Below are 23,265 nucleotides of genomic sequence, written 5' to 3'. Positions count from 1 at the left end.
ATTTGTGCTATAATTAAGAAATATTAGTAAAATTTTTCTAAAAGAGAAAGGAGATTTATATTTATGAAGGGGAATAAGAAGTTAGGATTGGCGCTTATGGCATTAGCCATGGCAGTTACCGTTACAGTAGGTGTGAAGGCCAGCGCAAAGGACGAGTTTTACGAGAAAGGTCATGAGTTCTACAATGAGAAGAGCTCAGGTAATGGCGAACTTGCTAAGCCCGTTATGTACAAGGTAACCAAAGTTCCTACAGGAACAAGTGAAGACAAAGCCGGCGAAGTTATCGTAGTTGGCTGCAAGGACGATGCTAAGAAAATCGTTATTCAGGCAAACATTACTGCTCCTGATGGCGCTTATTACAGAACCAAGGGTATTCAGGCCGGTGCCTTTAATGGCAGAAAGAATCTTACATGGGTTCAGATCAATGATTCTGATATTACCGAAATTCCTGAGTCCTGCTTCAGCGGCTGCACAAAATTAAAGACTATCCAGATTCAGGATCCCGATATCAGGAAAATTGGTAAAAAGGCATTCTACAACTGCAAGAATCTTAAAACTTTCAAAACAACATCTACAAAAATCACTAAGAAGAGCGCTGTTGGAAAGAACGCTTTCAAGAACGTAAAGAACGTTAAAGTTTATGCTACTTCAACAAGTCGTGCCAAGAAACTTGCTTCATTCTTCAAGTCTCGCGGCGCAAAAGCAACCTCTTATGATGACATCGATGACGAAGATGATGATGATTGATTTTTAGTATAGCAATAGATAACAATAAGGACTCCGTTTTTACGCGGAGTCCTTTCTCTTTTGTAGAATACTTATTCAGATTATACAAGCTCTTGTCTTGCTTGTAGTAGAGTACTTAGCCCCCTAGTGTAGCTGTTTTATATTAACTCGACTATATGCTTGCTATAATTTGAACTTTTATTATTTGTCTGCCTTCCTGGTAGCCTTCTTTTTCTTAGCCTGATTGCCAATTGCAACACCGGAGCCGATACCAACTACACCAAGTAATGCAAGGAGCCAATATGGCTTGGAATCATTTGCAGGAGCATCTGATTTTGCTGTATTCTCGTCTTTAATTTCTGTTGTCTTTCCTTCAGCATTATCTTCTACACTTCCGTCAATGTCAGCTATCTCGTTCATTGTCTCTTCTATTGCTGCTTCTTCAGCTTCTGCAATCTCATTTGCAGCATCTGTAGTTTCTGCAACAACAGTTTCAGACTCAGTGTTTGCAGAATCATTATCTGCTGCTTTTGCTGAAATAACTCCGGGTGTTCTCTCTCTTCTTACTCCGAGTACTGCAGGCTTCTCATCTAAAGTCTTAGTTGTATTACCAGAAGTATTGTTATCAGTAGTGCTGTTTACCTTATCGGAATTTTTAGCCTGAACTGATACAGAGTCATTATCGTTTAAGCTTTCCGGATCAGAAGTCTGATTGCTATCATTATTTACATTATTTGAAGTAGCCTTCTTTGACTTCTTATTCTTTTTATCCGTCTTATTATCAGAGACATTTTCATCTGATGCGTTATTTGAAGTTACGTTATTTGAAGTTTCGTTATTTGAAGTTTCGTTATTTGAAGTTTCGTTATTTGAAGTTTCGTTATTAACCTGCTCAGATTCGCCTGCTACAACAGGTGAAGCACTTCCGGTGCTATCACTTACGTTACTGCCTGAACCATTATCAACAATTCCGCTATTGTTCTGTGAATCGTTGCTATCAGATTCGTTATTTCCAGTTCCATTAGAAGGATTAGCAATCACATCATTACCATTTTGATCAGCGACATCTGAACCGTTACCCTGCTCAGCTTCACCTGAACCATTGCCCTGCTGGTTATCATCAGCACTATTATCATCAATGGTTGCTACAACTTTGAAGCTACCCTCAGCATTGTAAGCATCCTCTGCTCTTTCAGCTTCCTTCTTTGCAAGATCAACATTTTTTGCCGCTTCCTTAGCACTTTCTTTTGCGCTGTTATAGCTCTTAAGAGCTTCGTTGTAATCCTCTTTCATATCATCAAGAGCCTTGGAGCTAACACCTGCACTAGCCTGAAGCTTTCTAAGTTCTTCTGCAAGAGCCAGTACCTTGTCTCTTGCTTCTTTAACAGCATCACGCTTCTTTTCTGCAATATCCTTAGCTTCTGCAAGCTTTTTAGCAGCCTCATTTGCATCTGACATTTTTTCATTAGCTTTTGTAAGAGCTGAGTTAGCTTTTTCCAGAGCCTTATCTGCTTTAAACTTAGCGCTGTTTGCATCCTCTAATTCCTTATCTGCCTTTTTCTTGGCTTTAAGTTTATTATCATAGTCCTTTTTAGCATCGTTGAGCTTATCTTCTTTTTTAGAAAGCTCCTTATTTGCCTTTTTAAGATCTTTTTGAGCATCTGCAAGTTTTTCCTGCTTCTTTGAAAGCTCTTTTGACATTTTATCCAGATTCTCAGAAGCTTTTTTTGCTGTATCTGAAGCCTTCTTCAATTCTTTTTCTGCATCCTTAGCCTTATCAGATTTATCTCCATAGGTTTTAATTGCCTTTTTATAAGCTTTTTCTGCTTTGTTCTTGTCATCCTCTGCAGCCTTCAGTTTCTTATCGGCTTCATCTTTTTCATTTTTTGCCTTTTTCAGTGACTTTTCTGCTTTCTTAACTTCACCGTTAGCAGTTTCTACCGCTTTTTTCTTTTCATTAACCGCATTTTCAGCTGCTGCCTTATCACTTTCTGCTTTCTCATACTCAGTATTTGCAGTATTCCTTGCTGCTTCTGCTTTAGATGCCTTATCAGCTGCATCATCTGCCACTTTCTGTAATTCAGCCAGACTTCCTTTTTTATTCAAAAGATCATCCTGGGCGTTTATAATGTCCTTATCTTTAGAATCCTTACTATTCTTATAGGAATCAATATCATTCTTAAGTCCTGCGATTACAGTATTAGCTGATTCAATAATTTCATTTTGCTTATCAATCACATCCTGAGCAGCCTTCTTAACGGAATTATAATTAGCTATCTTACCCTCTGCTTCTGATTTCTTTGTATTGTTTTCATTCAGCTTATTATTTGCATCAGTTATTGCCTGGTCAGCTTGTTTGATTTTCTCCCCTTCTGCAGCAGCTTTCTGACTAGCCTCACCCTTTAATTTTGAAGCTTCATTCTTTGCTTTCTCAGCATTCGTCTTATCTGTATTAAGAGTATTTATATCAGCTCCTAAGCCCTGAGCCTCCTGCTTTTTGCTATTTACAGTTGTCTGAAGGCCTTCAATTGTCTTATTTACCGCATTATTATTCTCATTCGCTTTAGTTACTTTATCTGCTGCGGCAATGTATTTTTCATTTTCAGTATTATAGTTTTCCTCAGCTTTTTTAGCAGCTTCACTTGCCGTTGTGGCAGCCTTCCTTGCGTCTTCAGCATTCTGCTTAGCGTTTTGTGCTTCTTGATAATCTTTTATATTATTGCTAATTACATTATCCAATTTTTTCTGAGCATCAGTCTTTTCTTTCGTTGCATCTGATTTTGCTTTCTCTGCAGCTGCTACCTGCTTTTCTGCCTCATCAAGGGCATTTCTTGCCTCTTGTGTACTCTTCTGATATTCTGTATTACCAGCCTTGAAAGTAGCCTCATCTATTACAGTCTTTTTCGTGTTTTTATCAAAAATTTCAATATGATCCGTCGTTCCTCGATTTATTAATGATAGTTCCTTACCATTTTTATCCAATGTACGGAAATCATATGTGCCAATTAACTTATAATCTACTTTATTCTTTTTCTTTACAACTTCATATACTTTAATGTAATGGTCAAAAATAATACTTGATTCTACGAATAAATCAGCTGCTTTTAATTCTTTATTTTTTTGAAGAATATCATAAACTATTAAAGCTTCAGCAATTTCTACATTATTTTCTGTTTCACCGGTCCATAATAAAAACTTCCCTCGTTTGCTATCGTTCTCTGTGATATCATCCATCAGTTTCTCAATATCACTTGCACCTTTATATTCCTTACTGGCATCTTCTAATTTTTTCTCGGCTTCGGTTTTTTTCGAATTAGCCGACTCCAGATTCTCTTCTGCTTTACTAACTTTTCCTTCTGCTTCACTTACAGCTTTCTCAGATTCCTCAAATTTCGTGTTTGCTTCCTGAGCTATTTTTTCTTTCTCTGCAGCATTATTCTCTGCCTCGTTTGCTTCACCTGCCTTAGTATCCCATTCACTCTTAGCAGCATCAGCCAAATCTTTAGCAGTTGAGGATTCATCCTCTAATTTCTTAAGATCTTCTTTACTAACTAATTTCTTTTCCTCTTCTGTAATCTGCTTTTCAGTATTTGTTACGATTTCTTCAGCAGCATTCTTGGCAACTGTTTTTTCTGAGATTTGCTTATCAAGGCCTTCAATTTCTGCAGTCTTATTTTTCTCTATCTCCTCCTGATCTGATACAGTCTTGTCATAACCTGCCTTGGCTGTCTCTGCGTCGGACTTAACTTTTTCTGCTTCCTTCTTTGCTGTTGTTGCTTCACCAATTGCAGTTTCTGCATCTTTTACATTTTTGTTCTCTTCTCCGATTTTTCCATCAGTTTCTGAGATGATTTCGTTCTGCTTAGTAATCTCTTCGTTTGCTCCTGTTATGATGTCTTCCTGACCTTTAACAGATTTTTCTGCATTTTCAATATCTCCAGTGATCTTCTTGAGCTCTGCAATTGCATCATCAAGTACACCCTGTGCCACTTCCTGCGCATTCTTTGCCGTATTAAGATTTTCATCAGCCTTTTTCTTATCTGACTGCTTTTGGGAAAGTTCGTCTTCTAAGCCCTTTAATTTTTCAGCAGCTGTAGCTTCAATCCCGGATGCAGTTTTCTTAGCTTCGATAGCCTTGTCAAGTTCCTCTTTAGCTTCTTTCGCATTAGCCTTTTTGTTGTTTACATCAGCCTTTGCATCCTCATATGCCTTATTAGCAGCTTTGGCTGTATCTGACTTTTCACCATATTTTTTAGTTGCAGCATCCAGATCTTTCTTCTTTGAATCTACAGTTTTCTCGGCATCAGCAACCTCACCAACTGCCTGATTGTACTTATCTGATTTGTTTATAAGATCTTTAGCAGCGTCATCAAGATCTTTTACAGCAGCGTCATATTTGTCCTGAGCCTTATCACGTTCATCAGTAGCCTTATCAACCTTTTCCTGCAATTTCTTGGCATTCTCTTCGCAAATCTCTACTGCCTGCTTAGCATTTTCGTATTCCTTGCTGCTCTTTTCAAGTTTCTTCTGAGCCTTATTTGCTTCCTTTCCTTTTTCCCTGGCTTCCTCTTCTTTCTCGGAAACCACCTCACTTGCATCCTGAACCTTCTGTTCTTTTCTGGTTACATTAGCTTCAGCCTTTTCCTGAGCTTTCTCAGCTTTTTCAAGATCATCCGCGGCATCCTTTAACTTCTGCTCTGCTTTCTCATAAGCCCTCTCAGCTGCATCAATTGTTGCCTTTACATCTCCGGAAAGCCCGGTATTTTCAGCATCTTCAGAATCATTAAGTCCATTCTTCTCAAGAATCTCTTTAAGTTCGTTCTTCGCATCGTTGACAGCTTCTGCTGCCTTGTCATATTCAGTCTGAGCTGCATCAACCTTTTCTTTTGCGTTGTCTTTCAAAGCCTCTGCTGTCTTAAGAGCACCCTCTGCTGTTTCAAGCTGATTCTTTGCATCTTCTACAGCATCATTGGCTTCTTCAACAAATTTCTTTACTTCTTTCTTTGCTTCATTTGCAGCCTGTTCAGTTTCATATTCCTTCTTGGCTTCTTTCTCAACAGCATCTGCTGCATTCTTCGCATCTGTTACATCTTTATCAGTTTTTTCTTTTGCCTTCTTAGCAGTTCCTGCGGCGCCCTGCGCAACATTTTTGTCAACCTCTACAGTCCCTACGACATCCTCATTTGTTGCCTCTTCATAAGCGCTGATAGCCTTATTTGCTTTTTCATTTTTCTCATCAAGGACATTTATATCACTCTCAATATTTTCAAGAGCTTCCTTAGCTTTACCGAGCTCTGTGTCTACTGGGTCATTTGTTACAGCAGAAGCATCATTCTGTGGCGACTGATTGTCAGCGGAATCATTTACTTCCGGCACTTCCATCTGTGCAGGTGCTACGTCCCCTGACTTTATATCATTTTCTATGGATACCTTAGTGTCTGCAGCATTTCCGTTCTCAGCACTTCCCTGATCTGCTGCATGTTCTTCACTTTGTACGAAGGTCTGATTTTCAGCAGGCATTTCGCTTTGTGCAGGTGCCTGATTTTCAGCAGGCATTTCGCTTTGTGCAGGTGCCAGATTTTCAGTAGCTGCTTCGTTCTCTGCCTGTTCATTTGTATCTGTCAGAGACTGATCATCAAAAGTCTCATTGTTACCATTATCTGAAGTATTTTCAGGAGTAGTTACTTTCTGGATATTTTTATCTGAATTAACAGCCGCATCTATAGCAGCTTTAGCTTCCTCAACTGCAGCTAAGGGCTCTTCATTAAGTGAAGCTTCTTCTGTTTTCTCGTTGTTTGTTTCCCCTTCTGCAACCTGCTGATCACTGTTTGGAAGTGCATCAGCTTCCTCAGCCAGTGCTGTTACAGGCTGAATTATCATGGCTGCACTAAGCCCCAATGTTGCAGTTTTTACAAGATACTTGTTGATTGTTTTATTTTTCATAGCTTTCCTCATTTCCCCTTTACTAGCTGCAATGGCTTTTGCCATTTGTTAATTCCTATGTTGAGGAGTATATAATATTTTATTTCAGAAAAAATAACAGAAAATGAAAGAAAACTTCCAAAACTCGTACTTGAAAAGTTAAAGTTTCCATGAATAATTGAATATTCAAGACTTGGCAAATATCGAATAAAAATCGTAGTTTATTTAATTTAACTATATAAAATTTATTTATGATACAACTAAATGGATATTTCGTTCAAATATCGTCAATTATTAATTGTTAAATAATGCATCAATTAATTCAATGTCTATAATACGTTGATATTTATATGTTATATAGTTATAAAAAACTGGGAAAAGAATTATTAGTATGAATCTAAGAAGAATAAAAATAACAAATGTGAAATTCTCGCGAGCAAAGCGCTTTTTATTTTTATAAAATCCAACAGATTTTCCAGAAGATAAAAAGCCCGTCCTATCTTCATGATTGAACGGGCTGAATAAATAGTTTTTTACATTTCTTTTAGCAATGCACACAAGTAGTCCCAGGTAGACTTGGTAGATGCTACACTCAGCTTCTCATTTGTGGAGTGGATATCCTGCATATCAGGGCCTATGGAAACACAGTCCAGATTTTCGATTTTCTCTGAGAAAAGACCACACTCAAGTCCGGCATGAATAGCCTCTACTCTCATATCCTTTTTATAAAGTCTCTTATAAACTTCAAGCATCTTCTCACGAAGAGGAGATTCCTCACGGTATGCCCAGCCGGGATACTCGCCGGTTGTCTCAAATATTCCTCCAAAGCTTTCAATTATGATTTCCATCTTTCTAAGAAGTGCATCTTTGGCAGGTGCAATCGAGCTTCGTACAGAATAATCAAGAAGGAAGGCTTCAGTCATTGTTCCGGCGCTCTGGCTTGCTGCACTGGCCCCTTCTATAGCGCCTGACTGATTGCTTACAATCTTCAGAATTCCAAGGTTAAGAGATGTCTCCACAAGACCTTCAATAGAAGCGCTCATTGCCTGCACACCATAAGGCATTGCACAGATACATCTGGCAAGCTCTATAACTTCTGAGCAGGGAATAATTCCGGATACAACTTCGCGCTTCTCATGAATTTCAGTATATGCGTCAACACTTGAATCCAGATTGACTGATTCCATATTTGAAACATCTGTCTTTTCAGGCGGAAGACTGTTTTCAACAACTTCCTCAACTTCAATGGAAAGTCCGGGATCCTTAATTCCAAGCTCTGCCTTCAGGTCCGCCTCAACCTTATATGCTATTGATGAGAGTTTTCCAAAAAGTGAGAAGAATGATACATCAGGTCCTTTGATCTTGCCATGCATCTGAGAAGCAAGTCCCATAAGGAGAAGCTCTGCTTCACAATCTGAAGCTATCGCATTATCAGCAACTCCGCCGTTTAAGCTGATAAGGCCAACCTCAAGAGCATCTGTTATTTCGAGGAGAAGTCTGCCCATAATCACGTTGGCATTTCCTCTTCCCTTAACAATCATCTCACCTGAATGGCCACCCTGAAGACCTTTTACATGTATCTTTACCTTGATTCCACTCTTATTTTCTCTGGTAAGAGGCAGGTATCCATGAAAACGGGCGCCACCTGCACAGCTGACAATCATTACGCCCTCTTCTTCATTATCAAGATTTATCAGTTTTTTACCTGTAATATCAAAGCAGTCAAGTGCAACTGCACCGTCCATTCCAACTTCTTCATTTGTTGTAATAATGATTTCAAGCGGCGGATGAGGTATATCCTTGCTGTCAAGAAGAGCCAATGCATATGCGACAGCTATTCCATCATCACCTCCAAGACTTGTACCATTAGCCCAGACGAACTCACCATCTGTGGTTACATCAAGTCCGTCCTTCTCCATGTTGATCTTAGCACCTTTTTCTTTAACCGCTACCATGTCCATGTGTCCCTGGAGAATTACAGGCTCATGATCTTCATAACCCGGTGTCCCCGGCTTTTTGATTACTACATTCAGTTCCTTATCCTGTCTTACATAGAGATTTCTATCTTTAGCAAATTTTACAAGAAAGTTGCTTATCTTTTTAAGATTCCCTGATCCATGAGGTATTTTACAAATCTCTTCGAACCATTTAAATACTTCTGTTGGTTGTAAATTTTCAAGTGCCATTATTACGTCCTCTCGTTATATAAAAATTATGTTTTATAGTAAACTTCATATACTTTTGACGCTTACTATAGCTTCCTCATAACATTACTTATTTTAGCACATTTATCACTAATATGTTCAACCTCTTAAACCTAGTGCTACTGTCATCAAATAAGTCGAGGTATTTAATGACAGCAGCACTAGCTTACTGTTTGCACTTTGCTGAGTTCAAAGCTACGTGATTTGCCCTTATTTTATTATCTCATACATTTATTTTTGCCCATAAACGCTTCATATCATCTAAATTACAGGTTGAGTAAAATTTCGATTTTTATCAATTTTTTATATTATTTTAAACTGTTTTCAGATTTTATTCTTCTCTATCATGTTAAAATCTTATTGATATATAATGATGGCTTAATTGTGCATTAAAAAAATGCAGAAAGGACAGCATATGAATCCTCAACAGTTCAGACTTGCGAATAAAGTCAGTTTTATAGTTTGCAGCATAATTATAGGATGCGGTGTCTTACTATCAATCGGAGACATTACAAACAGAGGTATTACCGCTGGAAATGCTTCAATCATCTTGAGTGCCATAGTCGGTATGCTGATGCTTCTAGCCGGTAATTTCAAATTCCCGGAAGTCAAGATGGGCTCCATTCTTATTATGGCAGGCTCCACAATATTTTACTTTGTACTGATGATCGCTCAGGATAATCTGGTGTATTTTGCATTTGGATTACCTATCCTTATAGCAAGCATCATTTATCTGAACGTAAGACTCTGCCGTGCCGGTATCGGTGCAATATGCATTTCCTTTGCTATCACCTGCATTAAAACAATCGTCAAAACAGGCTCCCTTAACATTTCTTTTATTCCGGCATTCATAACTCTCGGACTTGCATTTATAACAAGTTTAAGTGTCGTAAGCCTTCTCACAAAATTCAATGATGAGAATAATGCGAAAATAAGTAAAAACGCAGAAAAAGCCCTTGAGACCGGTAATAAGATGGCTGACATCGCAAATAATATCTCTGATCTCTTTAACAACTCTCAGGATAGCCTTACCTCCCTGCAGAATATAATAAATGCTCAGCAATCCGGAATGCATGATATAGCAACAAGTATGGAAAGCACTGCTCAAGCCATCACCATTCAGGCTGAAAAGGTTCAGCAGATTCAAGATGAAACACTAACTACTGACGAACACACAAAAGAAATGTCAAAAGCATCTCAAGACACTCAGGATGCAGTGCGTGAAGGTGTTCGCGTGATTGGAAACCTGAAATCAAAATCTCAGGATGTTTCAAATACAAGTCAGGTTACAGTAGAAGCTACTCAGGCAGTTATCAATAAGGTTGAGGAAGTTCAGAAAATCGTCGGTGCCATCATGTCGATATCCAAGCAGACCAATCTACTTGCCCTTAATGCCAGTATAGAAGCCGCAAGAGCCGGCGAAGCAGGAAAAGGTTTTGCGGTTGTTGCTAATGATGTACGAGATCTTGCAGGCGAGACCAACAACGCATCTACAGAAATCACCAGGATCATCAACGAACTTACAGAAGATGTGCAAAAGGCAATGTCCAGCATTGATGATACAGTTTCTTCCGTTGCAGAACAAAATGAGATGATAGAGACTGTCGGAAACAGTTTTGACAGTATAAATGAGAATGTAGCTGATATGCTAAGTCGCTTTAGTGATATTGAGCGTGGTATGGATTCCATTTCCTCTTCTACGACAGAGATAAATGACGGAATTTCAAATCTCTCAGCTACCAGTCAGGAAGTTGCAGCACTCTCAAACGATGGTGCCCGCTCCGCTGAAAGAGCTGTTGAAGAATTTGATCAGTTTAAATCCATACTCTCAGATATTTTCAAACAGGCAAATAAACTTAAAGATATGCAGACAGATGATTAACGTAAAAGAGGTCTTCCATCGTGTGGGAGACCTCTTTTTCTATTATTCCTTATCCTCGGAAACTGCATTCTCTATTTCCTTTGTTACAGATGCCCCTGATCCGGGAGCAACCATCTTAACAAAATCACATCTGACAGTCACGCGGCTTGCGCCACCAATAGTGCAGGTAAATACAGTAAAGTCCCATTCACCTTCGTCCATGGCATCCACGTCATATGTACCTATGTCCTCCATATATGTGACTTCATAATAATACTGACGACCATCCACATCTGTAATTATGATGTTATCGCCTGCTACAAGGTTCTTAAGATTACCAAAATGATTTTGATAATTATGTCCTGCAACTATAAGATTATTCTCATAAACTGAACCCTTATATCTGCAGGGAGATGTCTTGGCATTCTGAGATGCCCACTCTGTCTGAATGGGAAGTCTTATATCAATTGCCGGAATCGTGATAATCCCGATAAAAGATTGTCCATTAATATCAATGGATTTCATTTCACCTGTAGGATTTGGATCAATAGGAGCATTGGTAATCTGCTCTTCTACCCCTTCAAGGAGCCCTGCTGCACTGACTCCCGCTGCCAAATCCTCTTTCTCATTATTGACAACAATATTTGCTGCAATTCCAAAGCACAGGAATCCCAGAAGAATCATTATCCGTCCTTTTGTAATTATCTTCATGTAAAAGCCCACCTTAATTCCGAATTATAATAGAGATAGCATCAGTAAATATACCCATGCTATCCCCATAGATTAAGTTAAGTAAGCCCCAATTTCAAACTTTTCTCATTTATAAACAATCGTTTTTCTTCTACTACATCATCGTTACCCAATCATATTTCCGCTTTTGCCCACAAAAAGTCATGACTTTACCGGTTCCCTGTTAGTTAATCATTCTTTCTACGACGTTCATTTCTAAAACCAAGAACTATAAGAATAATTCCCATAATCGCAAGGACAGGAATCGGCCACCACAACTGACCTGTCTGAGGAAGTCTTCTGGCACCCAGAACCTCAGGAAGCTCACCAACAAACTTTCTGATAGCACCAAGAACACTTCCGCCATCATCTGGCGGTGTTGAGCCTCCCGGGCTATCTACTGTATCCGGAGTTACAGGTTCGTTCGGCTTGGAAGGTTTACCCGGCTTATTCGGTTTGTTTGGCTTCTCCGGCTCATTTGGCTGATCCGGGCGCTTAGGCTTCTTTGTATTAACTATTACGATAGTATTCTCATTTTGAGAAATAGTAGGAGTATAACCTGTATTATCGTTTTCCTCTTCCACCGTAAAGGTATGACCTTTTTCGTAATTCCATGAATACTTCCAGTTATTTTCATTTGAAAGCTCAACAGTCTCAGCATATGCCCCATCACAGAATATTTTAACTTTGATGGAATCAGGTCTATCCTCTCCTCCATCATCAACCCACTGCTTATGAATTGCAAACACTTCAGGATCCTCTTCCAATCTGTTCGCTGCTCTCTTTGGAATTGCTATAACATCGTATTGGGCATTCGTCCATGTTCCATCCCAAAGATTATTACCATTTTCATCGATACTACTTGGACCTGGAACTACAGAAAGAAAATCAAAATACTTATATTGTATTCCTTCCTTTACCAAAGGATCACTCACTCCGTAATAAAGTCCCTTATCAACTTTGCCCAATCTGGTAAATCCATCATTGCCGGATGTTCCCTGATAACTTGGCTGAATGTTATTCTGAGCAACACACTTACCTGCTTCTGTAATTATAGTATCCCACTTCTCCTGATTAGCCAGTGAACGCATATCACTCACTTCCAATCCCAAAGAGTCGTATGGTGGAAGTAAGGTAAATTCTCCATTCTCCGAGATAGATGCTATCTTATATACCTTGGTGTTCACACCATCCATCTCTCCATATCCCGGAATATCTCCGACAGTATCAAAATAATAATACACGGATAATGTCGTCTCTCTGTTCATATCTATAAGACCAGGTCCATTATTATCAGATCCTGCATTAACCGTAGCTCCGGGCAATGCCAACAATGCAGACATGCTTATTACAGTCGCACCAAGTATCAGTTTTTTCAGCTTGCTAAAAATCTTCATAAAGCACCTCAATTACGAAGTAAATCCTCTTTTTTTATCTTTTTCTTTCTAAAACGATCCGATGTACTAATTACAAACCATATAAATAAGACTAGTATTATTGGTCCGGCTATAAATGGAGCAACCACAAGATTATTAATCTTAGCAGCATCCGCCGGTACTATCAGTCTGGTTTCTTCATTATAATCAACACGCCTGCCCCTTACGAGCATTCTGTGGGTGTTAACACCATAAGGTGTACACGTCACAAGCGTGACATATTCTTTGTCAGGATAAAATGTCAGACTCTGTGTTTCCTCAGGAAGCACTATTGAAATATTATCAACCTGATAGGCAAAGGTCTGATCCATTATATGAAGAAGGAATGTATCTCCTTCTATCATTTGATCAAGCTCTGAAAAAAGCTTTGAGGATGGCAATCCTCTGTGTCCGGATAAAAGTGTATGTGTTCCAATCGTTCCGGTTGGAAGTGATGATCCGGGTATATGTCCAATTCCTACTTGTAAAACAGATTCAGTAACGTCATGATATATCGGCAAATCAACGCCGATTTTCTCTATTTCTATATGTCCCATTACCCCTGTACCGGTGGGATCAAGAATTGAATGATACTCTTCCAGTTCTTCGTCTGATAGCGTAAAATTCAGTCCTCTGGATAAAAGTTTTTCGTTATATTCTACTGCTTTATTCCAGTACTGCTCGTAATCTTCTTCTGTTAAATTAGATATTGCTTCAGTATAATCTGAAACCGCACTACTTTGATGCTTAGAATTAATATAATTACTTACTGAGGGATATAAAAAAATTCCTAATCCAACTATAAAAATTCCTGCAAATATGAGATTTGGCAATTGCTTTGCAAATTCTTTTCTTTTCGCCATGTCTATCAATCCATCTTCGCAAATAACTTACATTACTAATATTGAATCCTAGTCAGGCTAAGCTCGTGAAAAATTCGCTAAGTGCACTGTTTAAATTTCCGCAGTTCCGGAATGAGCAATAAACCCAATCCGAAACTGCAGTATGTTTCTATATTTTGTCTACAGAAACAAGATTCAATATTTTATTTAATCTATAAATCCCTCTATTATAAAATAGAATTACTCTTAATCGTTCTTTCTGCGTACTACAAAGAATACAACAGCTGCTACGATAAGAAGTCCACCAATAATATAGAAAATTGTTGTACCGATACCACCTGTTGAAGGAAGAACTGTACCTTGATTATTAACTACATTAAATGAAGGAACCTGACCAATTACACCATCTATTGATGTCGCTACATTGTTAACTGTATATGTCAATACGTAACTTTCTACTTTTGTACCCTTAAGAACCGGAGTGATAACTACTTTAATAGGTGCTGTAAGCTTGTTATATCCATTAGGAGCAGTAACCTCGTAGAGATAGTACTCAATTGCTGCGTCAGGATCAGCATCTAATCCATTAAACATAAATTCAGCATTATTATTCCCTGTCTGAATATAGCTATCTCCGCCAGGTGTGTAATTACCATCAGCATCAAAAGCAAGAAGATCTGCCTTCTTATCAGTTATGTTATTCTCTGTTATATCACCAAGCTCACTATTCTTTGAAAGGACAAATTTTGCACCAGCTAAGGGCTGATCATGTTCGTCAACCTTAACTACCTTGAATTTAAATGTTGACTCATACACAGTCACATGCTCAGATGTTACTTCATTATTCTCACTGTAGTTGATCCATGCATCGTTGTGTTCATTGATCACAGCCTGAGCATTTACTGTTGCCTTATATGTCAGAGTTACTACTGTTGCTTCAGAAATTGTATCAAGATAATCCTGGATAAATTTAATACTTATATCATCCTGACCATCTTCCTCAACGTTTGTCCACTTAGTCAACTCATAGTTACTAGCAGATAAATCATCAGTACCTATTTTTATTGACTCCGGAGCATTCGCAAGTGTTAATCCCTTTGTAAGTCTGTCATGAAATACAACATTTTTTGAGCCTGGCTGAAGAGTAATATTAACTGTATAAGTTACTACATCTCCAAAATCATTTGTAGGCTGATCTTCTACCTTAGTTACTGTTGGAACAGAGTTCTTATCTTTTACAAGTGCATTAGGAGCCACACTGGTAACTGTTGCAAGTGTTCCTGTAGTTGTTGAAATGAAGTAATATCCTTCAGTAAGCCCGGTAAAAACTATTTCCTGTCCATCATTATCAGCGGTTTCATGAACTACCTCTGTACCAAATGTTTTTGCCCATTCACGGAACTCATTTGTAGAAAGACTGCTTTCACTAATGCCATCCTTCAGTCTTACATAGCCATTTGTATCAGTAAACCATGCGTTTCCTTCAAGAGTTTTTCCACTTGGCAATGTATATGTTATACCTTCGGTAGTAACATCTGTCGTGGTACTGTCATCAGTCGCTACCTTTCGAGCACTGTTTGTTGTTGCATCAAACAACTTATAAACAGTATATGTCTGATTTTTATTTGTCTGCTGCAGTTTAATCTGGTAATCTCCTGCATTTGCAGAAACAGTTTTAGTTGATACTACATTTTCTGTTGCTGCAGGCTGAGTCTGAGTTGTTTCCTCAGCTGCCACATTTAAGCTTGCACCCATGATCATGGTTGCAGCAAGAATTCCGGTTAATAGTTTCTTAAATCCTTTCATTTACCTCTCTCCTTTTCCTGTTGAATCTTGTCTGTTTTAGATAAAATGTTTATTTGTTTGGTGATTACTCACCTGATTTATCAAGTGCAAATGAGCACTTTTGTTAAAATGTCGAAGACATCTTAAACCATTACATTATTTTTCTCGCTTTTTTCTACTGTAAAGCATTGCAATAACCGCTAAGGTAATCATTGCTGCACCGGTTGCCATATAAGGTATGGTTCCTTCTCCACCGGATTCCGGAAGCACATTGGTCACAATTTTCGTATTTAATATCTCAACTGTGCCATAGTTTCCTTTTGCATCTACGTTCAGTATGTATCCGGGATCTTTGTAGTTTACTCCGTCAACAGTTATTTTCCCTGAATCATTAGCAAAGAATTTCTCATTACCTTTCGAAGAAGTAACACTGTATGTGACAGCATATTCTGTCAGGAATTCATCCGGTTCCTTGATACAGTACTCATACCTATTACCATCAGCATCCTCAATAAGAAGATTATCAACTGTATAAGTCCACTTATTTTCATCAGATAATGTAACTGATGAAACCGCATTATATGAATGCCAATCTTTCTCACCAACTTTCCTCTGCCATATGTAAAGTGTCAGAGGTGAATGACCTGACATATCATCTTTGCCATCCATGTCAAACCATTTCTTAGAAACTACCAGTTTGCCGGCAAGTGAGTTATTAAATACTACAGATGAACCATCCGCCTTACCATATGTGTAGTTAACCTGGAACTCATTCATCAGAGGAGTATCTGTTTTTGGATCCTTACCCAGATACAATTCACACTGAGCAACAACATTATCGAATTTCTTGTCAGTTGCATATCTTATATCTGCTCCGAGGTAGAAGAAATCTTCCCTCACAGTTGTCTGACCAGTATTGCTGTAGTTTCCCTGATTAGCCATATTTTCGCCATTATAGGTTTTATTAAACTCAGTATGTTTTTTGGTGACCTTTATTTCTACATAATACTCTGAAGTATCATATATTACTCCACCAAGTCCGGTATCAACTTCTGTAATCTTGTAGTAATAGATGCCTTCAAACCTATAGGGTATTGATGTAAACATTCCTATTGCTGAATAAGAACCATCCTTATTCTTCTTTGCATCTTTTCCGGTTAATGCAATAGTATTTCCACCGATCGGCATTGGCTGTCCGGTAGGAATGCTAACTCCATTTCCTGCAGAATCCCAAGCAGTATATGAAACAGGATCTATCCTAAACTGGAATTCCATATTTTTATTCCACTTACCACCTGTAAAGTTTTTAGCAATCTTTATAGGGCCAACAGGAAGGCTGTAATAGTTGCATACCTGAACTGTCTGAGTGTGAGATTTACTAGAGCCTTCTTTATTATTTACTGTATTATCTCCAACCTTAACATCAGTAGGTCCATGATCATAATGGTTAGGAAGATCAATGGAATACACAACTCTGTAATTATCCCCACCTGTTCCAATTGAACTTGCACCTTCTCCATCAACAGTTACATCATACTTAGTAACACGTGAGAGATTTGAATCATACAGGTAGGTTATTGAATTGGATGATGGTTCATATGCGAAAGTAATATCATCACCAACCTCTTCAACTGTATATGTACCTGATGGAAGATTATCTATAGTCCACTGTGCACTACGGTTATACGAAACTGGGTAGTAGTTACCTGTGGGCTTGTGCGTTTTGCCATCATATTCTACAGCCCCATCCATTTTAGGTTTTTGGGGATCCCCAACAAAACTTCTAAAGACAATGTAGTTCTTGGTTGCATTGTTGGTTATCCTGAAAGTACAATGGTTTAGCATTGAAAACTCTTTACCATCTCTTACAAAATCTGCATCCCAGTCATTTATTACCATCTTATGGATACGAAGCCTTCCGGTTCCGGTATTGTAAAATGCTACCTCATCTTCGTTAGCAATCTTGTTAGCAGATCTTTTTGTCTTAGCCATGACATGACCTGCCAAAAAAGGAATATTATCTTTATTAAGCCCCTCCTTTCCTACTGACTCTTCGAGAGATTTAATACGATTTAAATCATCTGAATTATTGGCATCCAGTTTGTAATAATCAACACTTTGATTATCCTTACCGGGGTTGTTAACCCTTGCAATTATGTAACTACTGTCCTTCTTAATGTTTATACCTGATCCACCATCCGGAATATCATTCTCAGTGATAACCAAATAAATAGAATCATTATAAATAATCTTCGAATCAGAATCGAATTTAAAAGCATATGAGATTCTGGAGCCATCATTGTAAACATTATTATTCAGCACCTTAAAGTTTGTTCCATTACTTGTGAGAGCTCTTATAGTAAATCCAAACTTAAGATTACCAGGATCTGCACCATTGAGATACTTTCTCAATAAGATTCCAACCGATCCATTTATGGTCTTATTGTTAAATGTAGGAATGTTACCGTTTATCTTTGTATTTTTAGTCAGAGAAGAATCAGTATAATATTCAGGGGTGCTTACTCTATAATAGATACCTTTCCCACTAATCTCATTCATCTTCTGAAGAGTTACGGTAACCTTCGCATAATATATGTTTTCATCAGGATAATAAGCTTTACCATTCTCATCAGTACTACCATTTATCTCACCAATTGCAAATAGAAAGTCCTGACTTTCTCCTACATTTTTTGCAGAAACATATTGGTAATGAGGATCTGTCTTTTCACTGTCTCCACCGAATGTCACAGAATTAAAGAAAACATTATGTGGTGATGCGTGATCATTCTCTACAGTTTCAACAACGCTCCAATTATTACCATTCCATTTGTATAGATTGAACTTAAAACCTGATACTGAAGCATCCTTACCATCTATGGTCTTATATGCCTGGAACTGTGCCATTCCACTTATCTGCCTGATATGATCATAGGTGTTATGCCACTCACCGCTGGTAATCTCAACATCAGGGAACATTACCCAGCCTGCTGATGTTGCCGCATTCTCAAAATGAGCATTTGAATGACCTGAAAGAAGTACGCCTACAACAGATCCACAAGTTTTAACATTCGTGGCGTTGATAAAGTTCCAAATAATCGTTTTAGAGGCATTATTAGCCTGCTTTAGCATCTCAGCCTCACCGGTTGGAACATCATTTACTCTAAACTTATGTAAAGAAATATTATCTGCTGTTGTAACATTGAAAACTACTGTCTGATCATCTCTCTTGTAGACATTTAGCCAATCATCCTGAGCTATTTGCTTCATGTCTTCGCTATTAAATGTCACATAATATGTACCTGGTTTATTAGCACGAATATCTAAATAATATTTACCATCATTTCCTACAACAACCGTCGCATTATCTTTTCTTGAAGCAAGATCATTCGAAGCATCCCTGGTATACTTTCTCATATCATCTACTAATTTGGTAATTTCTTCACTAGTATAAGCAGTATCAAACTTTACGTGATCTCCACCAACTTCGTTGACATGCGTGATTCTACTTGCATACTCCTTAGGGACGATAAAGTAAGCATCCTCACCCTTTAGCTGGAATGAACCGTTTACTGATGCTGCCATAAAGGTCTGCTCAACAGGATTTGTAAGATCATTACCTGACTGATCACTGGCATCGGCTATGTTTACTGCAAAGTTTGTCTCAGATTCCTTGATCTTAATTCTATTTGCAACAATACCGAAATTAATGGCATCTCCAAGAATCGTTTCAAATGTATCTGTACCAGGTTCATGTTTCTGATAAGAAATAACAGCAAAAACTGAAAAGCTATCTTCTTTGAACTCTACAGTTTCATTAGCATTTTCACCATTGTCAACATCAGCAGTAGTTTCTATCAGTGTCTTAACTTCAACATCCTCTGCTTTAATCTGCGTTGCTTCTTCAGTACTATTGATATCAGAAGCTTCTTTTACCTCTTCTTTAATAGGAAGATGAACCACTGCAATATTCTCATCTTCTACAGCCTGAAGGTCATTTGAAAGCTGATTGTTCTTAAACTCTATGCTTACGTTTACAGAACCCTGAAGCGGCTGTATCTCTATACCTTCATACATGAAAGCAATGTCATATAATAATGTGTTAGCCTCATTGTACTGACAAGCCTCTTCAAGACCGGCATCTTTTGCAATGCTCTCTGCGTTTTCATTAAGAGCATTCATGTAAGCATCATAACTATAATTTTCGGTACTGGAATTAACCTCTGTTACTTTGAGTTCAATTCCCTCTGGAAAAGCACCTTCAGATGTTGTCTCGGCCTTAACTATTACTTTTTCATCAGAATACTCAAAGTTCTTCTCTGATGTTAACTTTATATAATTGAAAACAATGTCTGCATCTTCTGTTACTACTATCTGCTCATTTGCAGCATTAGTAATTATGAATTCCTTAATAACTACTTTATTATCAGTAGCTTCTACTGCTTCACTATTTTCTGTCTCTTCATTTTCAGCTTCCACATTTTCATCTGTTTCTGCTGTCTCAGTATTCTCCTGTTTTTCATCGAAAACAGGAGTGATCCTTACAACTTTCTGATCATTGTAAGTAGCGTCTACATAAAAGAATCCATCTATATTTGTTGTTTCATCCTGCTTTAATTCTGTTTCAGAAGTTATTGCCAGTTCAGAAGCTTCCTTTATTTCAACGCCATCTTTATCAAGATATCTTGCTGTTAGCTTTATTCCACCGTCAATAATTACTTCTTTAATATAAGTAAGAACTACTGTCTTGTTTTCTTTAATAACCACAGTAGCTTCTTCAGCATTCTCAGCATCTGCCAATGCAACTTCATAATATCTGAATCCATTAGCATCCTGCTTTGCTGTGATTTTGGTGATCTCTGTTCCATCAATTGCAGCTTTCATAAATTCATAGCCGTCCTGCTTTGGAGCCTCTGTAGTAAAATCAAGACTCTCAGAAAGGCTTATCTCTTTTTCATCTGCGATTGAATTATTTTCTTCATCAACATAAGAAACTGTAAGAACCACATCCTCAGTAAGTTCTACTTCGTCCCCTGAAGCAAGTGTACCTTCCTTAGCTTTGCTTCCTTCAGCTTCTTTGCCTTCTTGATCTTCTGTCTTCAGCTCATCTTCTTCTGAAGTCAAAGCCTTATCAGCTGCATTCTCACCCTCAGCTGGTGCCTGTCCTGCTAAAGAATTCTCTGTTGAAGAATTATCTGTTGTTGGATTTTCTGTAGAAGTCCCCTCTTTAGTTGAATCAATTTCTGATGAATCAGTGTTCTCACCTATTTGATTATCAGAAGATGCCTCAGAACTTGCATCTGAGCCTTCTTCTGTTGAAGATGAATTGTCATCAGTTGTTTCCGTGGATGCTGCGTTATCTTCTGTAACTGAATTGTCAGATGAATTTTCATCAGAAGTCGCATTGTCAGAATTATCAGTTGTATCTTCTCCGGAAGCGTCTGAATCCGCAGAAGCAGTTTCTGATGAATCTGATGTATTTGCTGATGCATCCTCACTTGAAGTTGCATTTTCTTCATCGCCACTTTCAGAAGTATCTGCTGCGCTTTCCGCTGATATTTCTTCCGTGGAATAAGCTACATCAGAATCCTCCCCGGAATTATTCTGATTAAGAACCATTCCCACATCCTCGGCTGTTTCCTCAGATACCGCTGATGCCACTTTATTAAGTGAATACATCGTAGCTGTCGTGACAAGGAATGCAACCACCAGCATTAATGCACCCCACCTTTTCAAGAAAGCATGTTTTCTTAAAAACCCTTCTACTCGACTGTTGTCTAATTTCCTCATTTCTTCTTCCCTTGATTTCCCCTGTATTACCTCAATTACTGCAATTCCGGCTCTTCCATGTTCTCAGTACCGGTACTCGCCTTACTCTCGATACCGCCAAAATCCTTAAATGGATAAAGTCTGAAGAACACTCCGCCTATCAGCTGTTCTGCAGAGACGCAACCAACTGTCATAGATCTGCTGTCTATTGATACCGATCTATGATCTCCCAGAACAAAGTACCTTTTATCAGGAACCTGATATGGGAATGTGATTTTATCTCCTTCACCAACTGATTCTGCATACTGGCTAAAATCTGATACATATGGCTCATCGAGTTCGACACCGTTAACCGAGACTCTTCCATTGTCATCAATGTTGATCCAGTCTCCCGGTGATCCTATAACCCTTTTTACAAGAACCTTGTTATTGTAATAAAACGCTATCAGCTCTCCGGTCTTCAGTTCTGCATAGTTATTGGCAATAACAATCTGCCCTGTCTCAAGAGTCGGCGTCATACTATCACCTGTTACTCTGAGTACAGTTATGAAAAAGCTGGATACAAGTACTGAAAAAGCTGCCACAACTATGATTACGATGATTGTGTTTCTAAGCGTTCTCTTGTAATCACTTTTTCTGTATTCCCGCTTTAGTTCTGCTCTCAGTTCATCTAACGATGGTCTGTCAGATTGTACAGTCTGATTTTTTTCTTTTGGTAAATTTTCTACTTCTTTGCTCATAATGCCTTTATTTTTCTTGCCTTATGCGCATAAGTATTTTATGCGCAAGATACTTCAACATTATAAATAATTGTTATCATTAAATGTATACTGAATATGCATAAGCTAATGCAAAATTCGCACTTGACAAATTGGAATTTTTATGAATTATGTCTGACTAAGTATTTACAAATTCCATTTATGTAAACAAATTAGATTAGATATTATTTTCAGATGTTTCTTCGACTACTTTTTTTCTTGTAGTTCTTTTTCTTTTGACTTTTGTCTCTGCAGAATCTGTGATCTCACTTCCGTTTAATTCTATATCTTCAGCTTCTGCTTCCTCTCCCCAAATAACTTCTGGTATCTCCCTGTTTTCATTACCGACAGAATCCTCAATGCCGGCCTTAACTCTGCTCTTGCGACCGATTCCGGCTAGTTTCTTGATTCTTGTTAGTTCAGGAGCTTCCTTCTTTTTGGATGACTTCTGTTCTGCACTACTCTCATCCTGTTGTAAAACTTCTGTACTGTTCAGCGTCTCCTGGAACTGTATTGCAGCCTTCTGTGCTGCCTCAAAAAATCCATTTATTGAAAGTACAGCTTCCGCAAGTGTTCCTGCGGATTCTATCTGCCTGAGCTTTTTATCGGTTTCCTCCCGGAGAGCTGCTTTTTCTCTCTCCAGTCTTGCCTGAAATCCTTTAAACTCTCTGTCGTGTCTTGCTCTAAGTCCAATCATATCTTTTTGGAAAAGTGCTTCCGACTTTGCTTTCTGCTCATTGAATTTTTTGCGCATCTCAGCCTTTTCCTGATTGAAGCCTTCCATTAGTGCTGCTCTCTCATTTGCAGCCTGCTGTATATATGCAGCCTTCTCTCTTGCAAACTGTTCGAGCAATTCATTTTTCTGCTCTGCGAACTTACTTCTCATTTCAGCTTTTTCATCATCAAACTTTGAAAGAAGTTCTGCTCTCTCATTTGCCATCTGATCCAAAAGCTGTTCTCTTTCTCTATCGAATTGCTCCTGCATCTCCTTTTCATGCTCTCTTATACTTTCAGCTTCCTCTGAAAACTCTACGAGCATCTGCAGCAGCTCTTTTCTGTTAAGCCTTCGTAATTCTTTTTGTGCCATATATCTCCTTGATTAACGCATATATATGTCCACATTTTTATGAACTATATCCTGGAAAAATCGATTCGTATCGTATTAATTTCAACTATCAAAGATAATTTTATACAAATATCAGAAATAATTTATATTTTTTTAATAATTAAGCATAAAATATTATAGCATTAGTTCGG

Annotated in this window: 11 protein-coding genes; 2 read left to right on the top strand and 9 right to left on the bottom strand. The window is 38.2% G+C overall.

What is annotated here, in order from left to right:
- Positions 1–63: 63 nt before the first annotated feature.
- Positions 64–747, top strand: coding sequence for a leucine-rich repeat protein (locus tag T501_RS04705; RefSeq protein WP_044913605.1), 684 nt, complete (start codon positions 64–66; stop codon positions 745–747).
- Between the two features lie 180 nt (positions 748–927).
- Here the strand turns inward: T501_RS04705 and T501_RS04700 are convergent, their stop codons facing one another.
- On the bottom strand, positions 928–6,669 hold the full coding sequence (locus T501_RS04700) for a hypothetical protein (RefSeq protein ID WP_155994786.1): 5,742 nt from the start codon (positions 6,667–6,669) through the stop codon (positions 928–930).
- A gap of 512 nt (positions 6,670–7,181) precedes the next feature.
- Positions 7,182–8,834 carry an aminoacyl-histidine dipeptidase gene (locus tag T501_RS04695; RefSeq protein WP_044913601.1) on the bottom strand — a complete coding sequence of 551 codons (1,653 nt, stop codon included), beginning with the start codon at positions 8,832–8,834 and terminating at the stop codon, positions 7,182–7,184.
- A gap of 415 nt (positions 8,835–9,249) precedes the next feature.
- On the opposite strand from T501_RS04695, the gene T501_RS04690 reads away from it, so the two are divergent.
- Positions 9,250–10,734 carry a methyl-accepting chemotaxis protein gene (locus T501_RS04690; RefSeq protein ID WP_081843040.1) on the top strand — a complete coding sequence of 495 codons (1,485 nt, stop codon included), beginning with the start codon at positions 9,250–9,252 and terminating at the stop codon, positions 10,732–10,734.
- 42 nt (positions 10,735–10,776) lie between these two features.
- Here the strand turns inward: T501_RS04690 and T501_RS20010 are convergent, their stop codons facing one another.
- The 7 genes from T501_RS20010 to T501_RS04655 all read right to left on the bottom strand — a co-directional run bounded on the left by T501_RS20010 (position 10,777) and on the right by T501_RS04655 (position 23,095).
- Complete coding sequence (locus T501_RS20010; RefSeq protein ID WP_049945675.1) at positions 10,777–11,424, bottom strand: sortase; 648 nt, start codon at positions 11,422–11,424, stop codon at positions 10,777–10,779.
- 206 nt (positions 11,425–11,630) lie between these two features.
- On the bottom strand, positions 11,631–12,839 hold the full coding sequence (locus T501_RS04680) for a Cna B-type domain-containing protein (protein WP_044913599.1): 1,209 nt from the start codon (positions 12,837–12,839) through the stop codon (positions 11,631–11,633).
- 8 nt (positions 12,840–12,847) lie between these two features.
- Positions 12,848–13,720 carry a class C sortase gene (locus T501_RS04675; protein ID WP_044913598.1) on the bottom strand — a complete coding sequence of 291 codons (873 nt, stop codon included), beginning with the start codon at positions 13,718–13,720 and terminating at the stop codon, positions 12,848–12,850.
- 225 nt (positions 13,721–13,945) lie between these two features.
- Positions 13,946–15,505: a SpaH/EbpB family LPXTG-anchored major pilin gene (locus tag T501_RS04670; protein ID WP_044913597.1), complete on the bottom strand. Its 1,560-nt coding sequence runs from the start codon at positions 15,503–15,505 to the stop codon at positions 13,946–13,948.
- A 135-nt stretch (positions 15,506–15,640) separates the two neighbouring features.
- Complete coding sequence (locus T501_RS04665; protein ID WP_207641178.1) at positions 15,641–21,217, bottom strand: MucBP domain-containing protein; 5,577 nt, start codon at positions 21,215–21,217, stop codon at positions 15,641–15,643.
- A gap of 89 nt (positions 21,218–21,306) precedes the next feature.
- Positions 21,307–21,990 carry a signal peptidase I gene (gene lepB / locus T501_RS04660; protein ID WP_044913595.1) on the bottom strand — a complete coding sequence of 228 codons (684 nt, stop codon included), beginning with the start codon at positions 21,988–21,990 and terminating at the stop codon, positions 21,307–21,309.
- A gap of 196 nt (positions 21,991–22,186) precedes the next feature.
- Positions 22,187–23,095, bottom strand: a complete 909-nt coding sequence (locus T501_RS04655; RefSeq protein ID WP_044913594.1) for a coiled-coil domain-containing protein — start codon at positions 23,093–23,095, stop codon at positions 22,187–22,189.
- Between the last annotated feature and the right edge of the window lie 170 nt (positions 23,096–23,265).

It is taken from the genome of Butyrivibrio sp. WCE2006 (assembly GCF_000701985.1).
In the GTDB taxonomy this organism is placed as follows: domain Bacteria; phylum Bacillota; class Clostridia; order Lachnospirales; family Lachnospiraceae; genus Butyrivibrio.
Note: the sequence above shows the minus strand (reverse complement) of the source record. Positions and strands in the feature narration are given on the sequence as shown.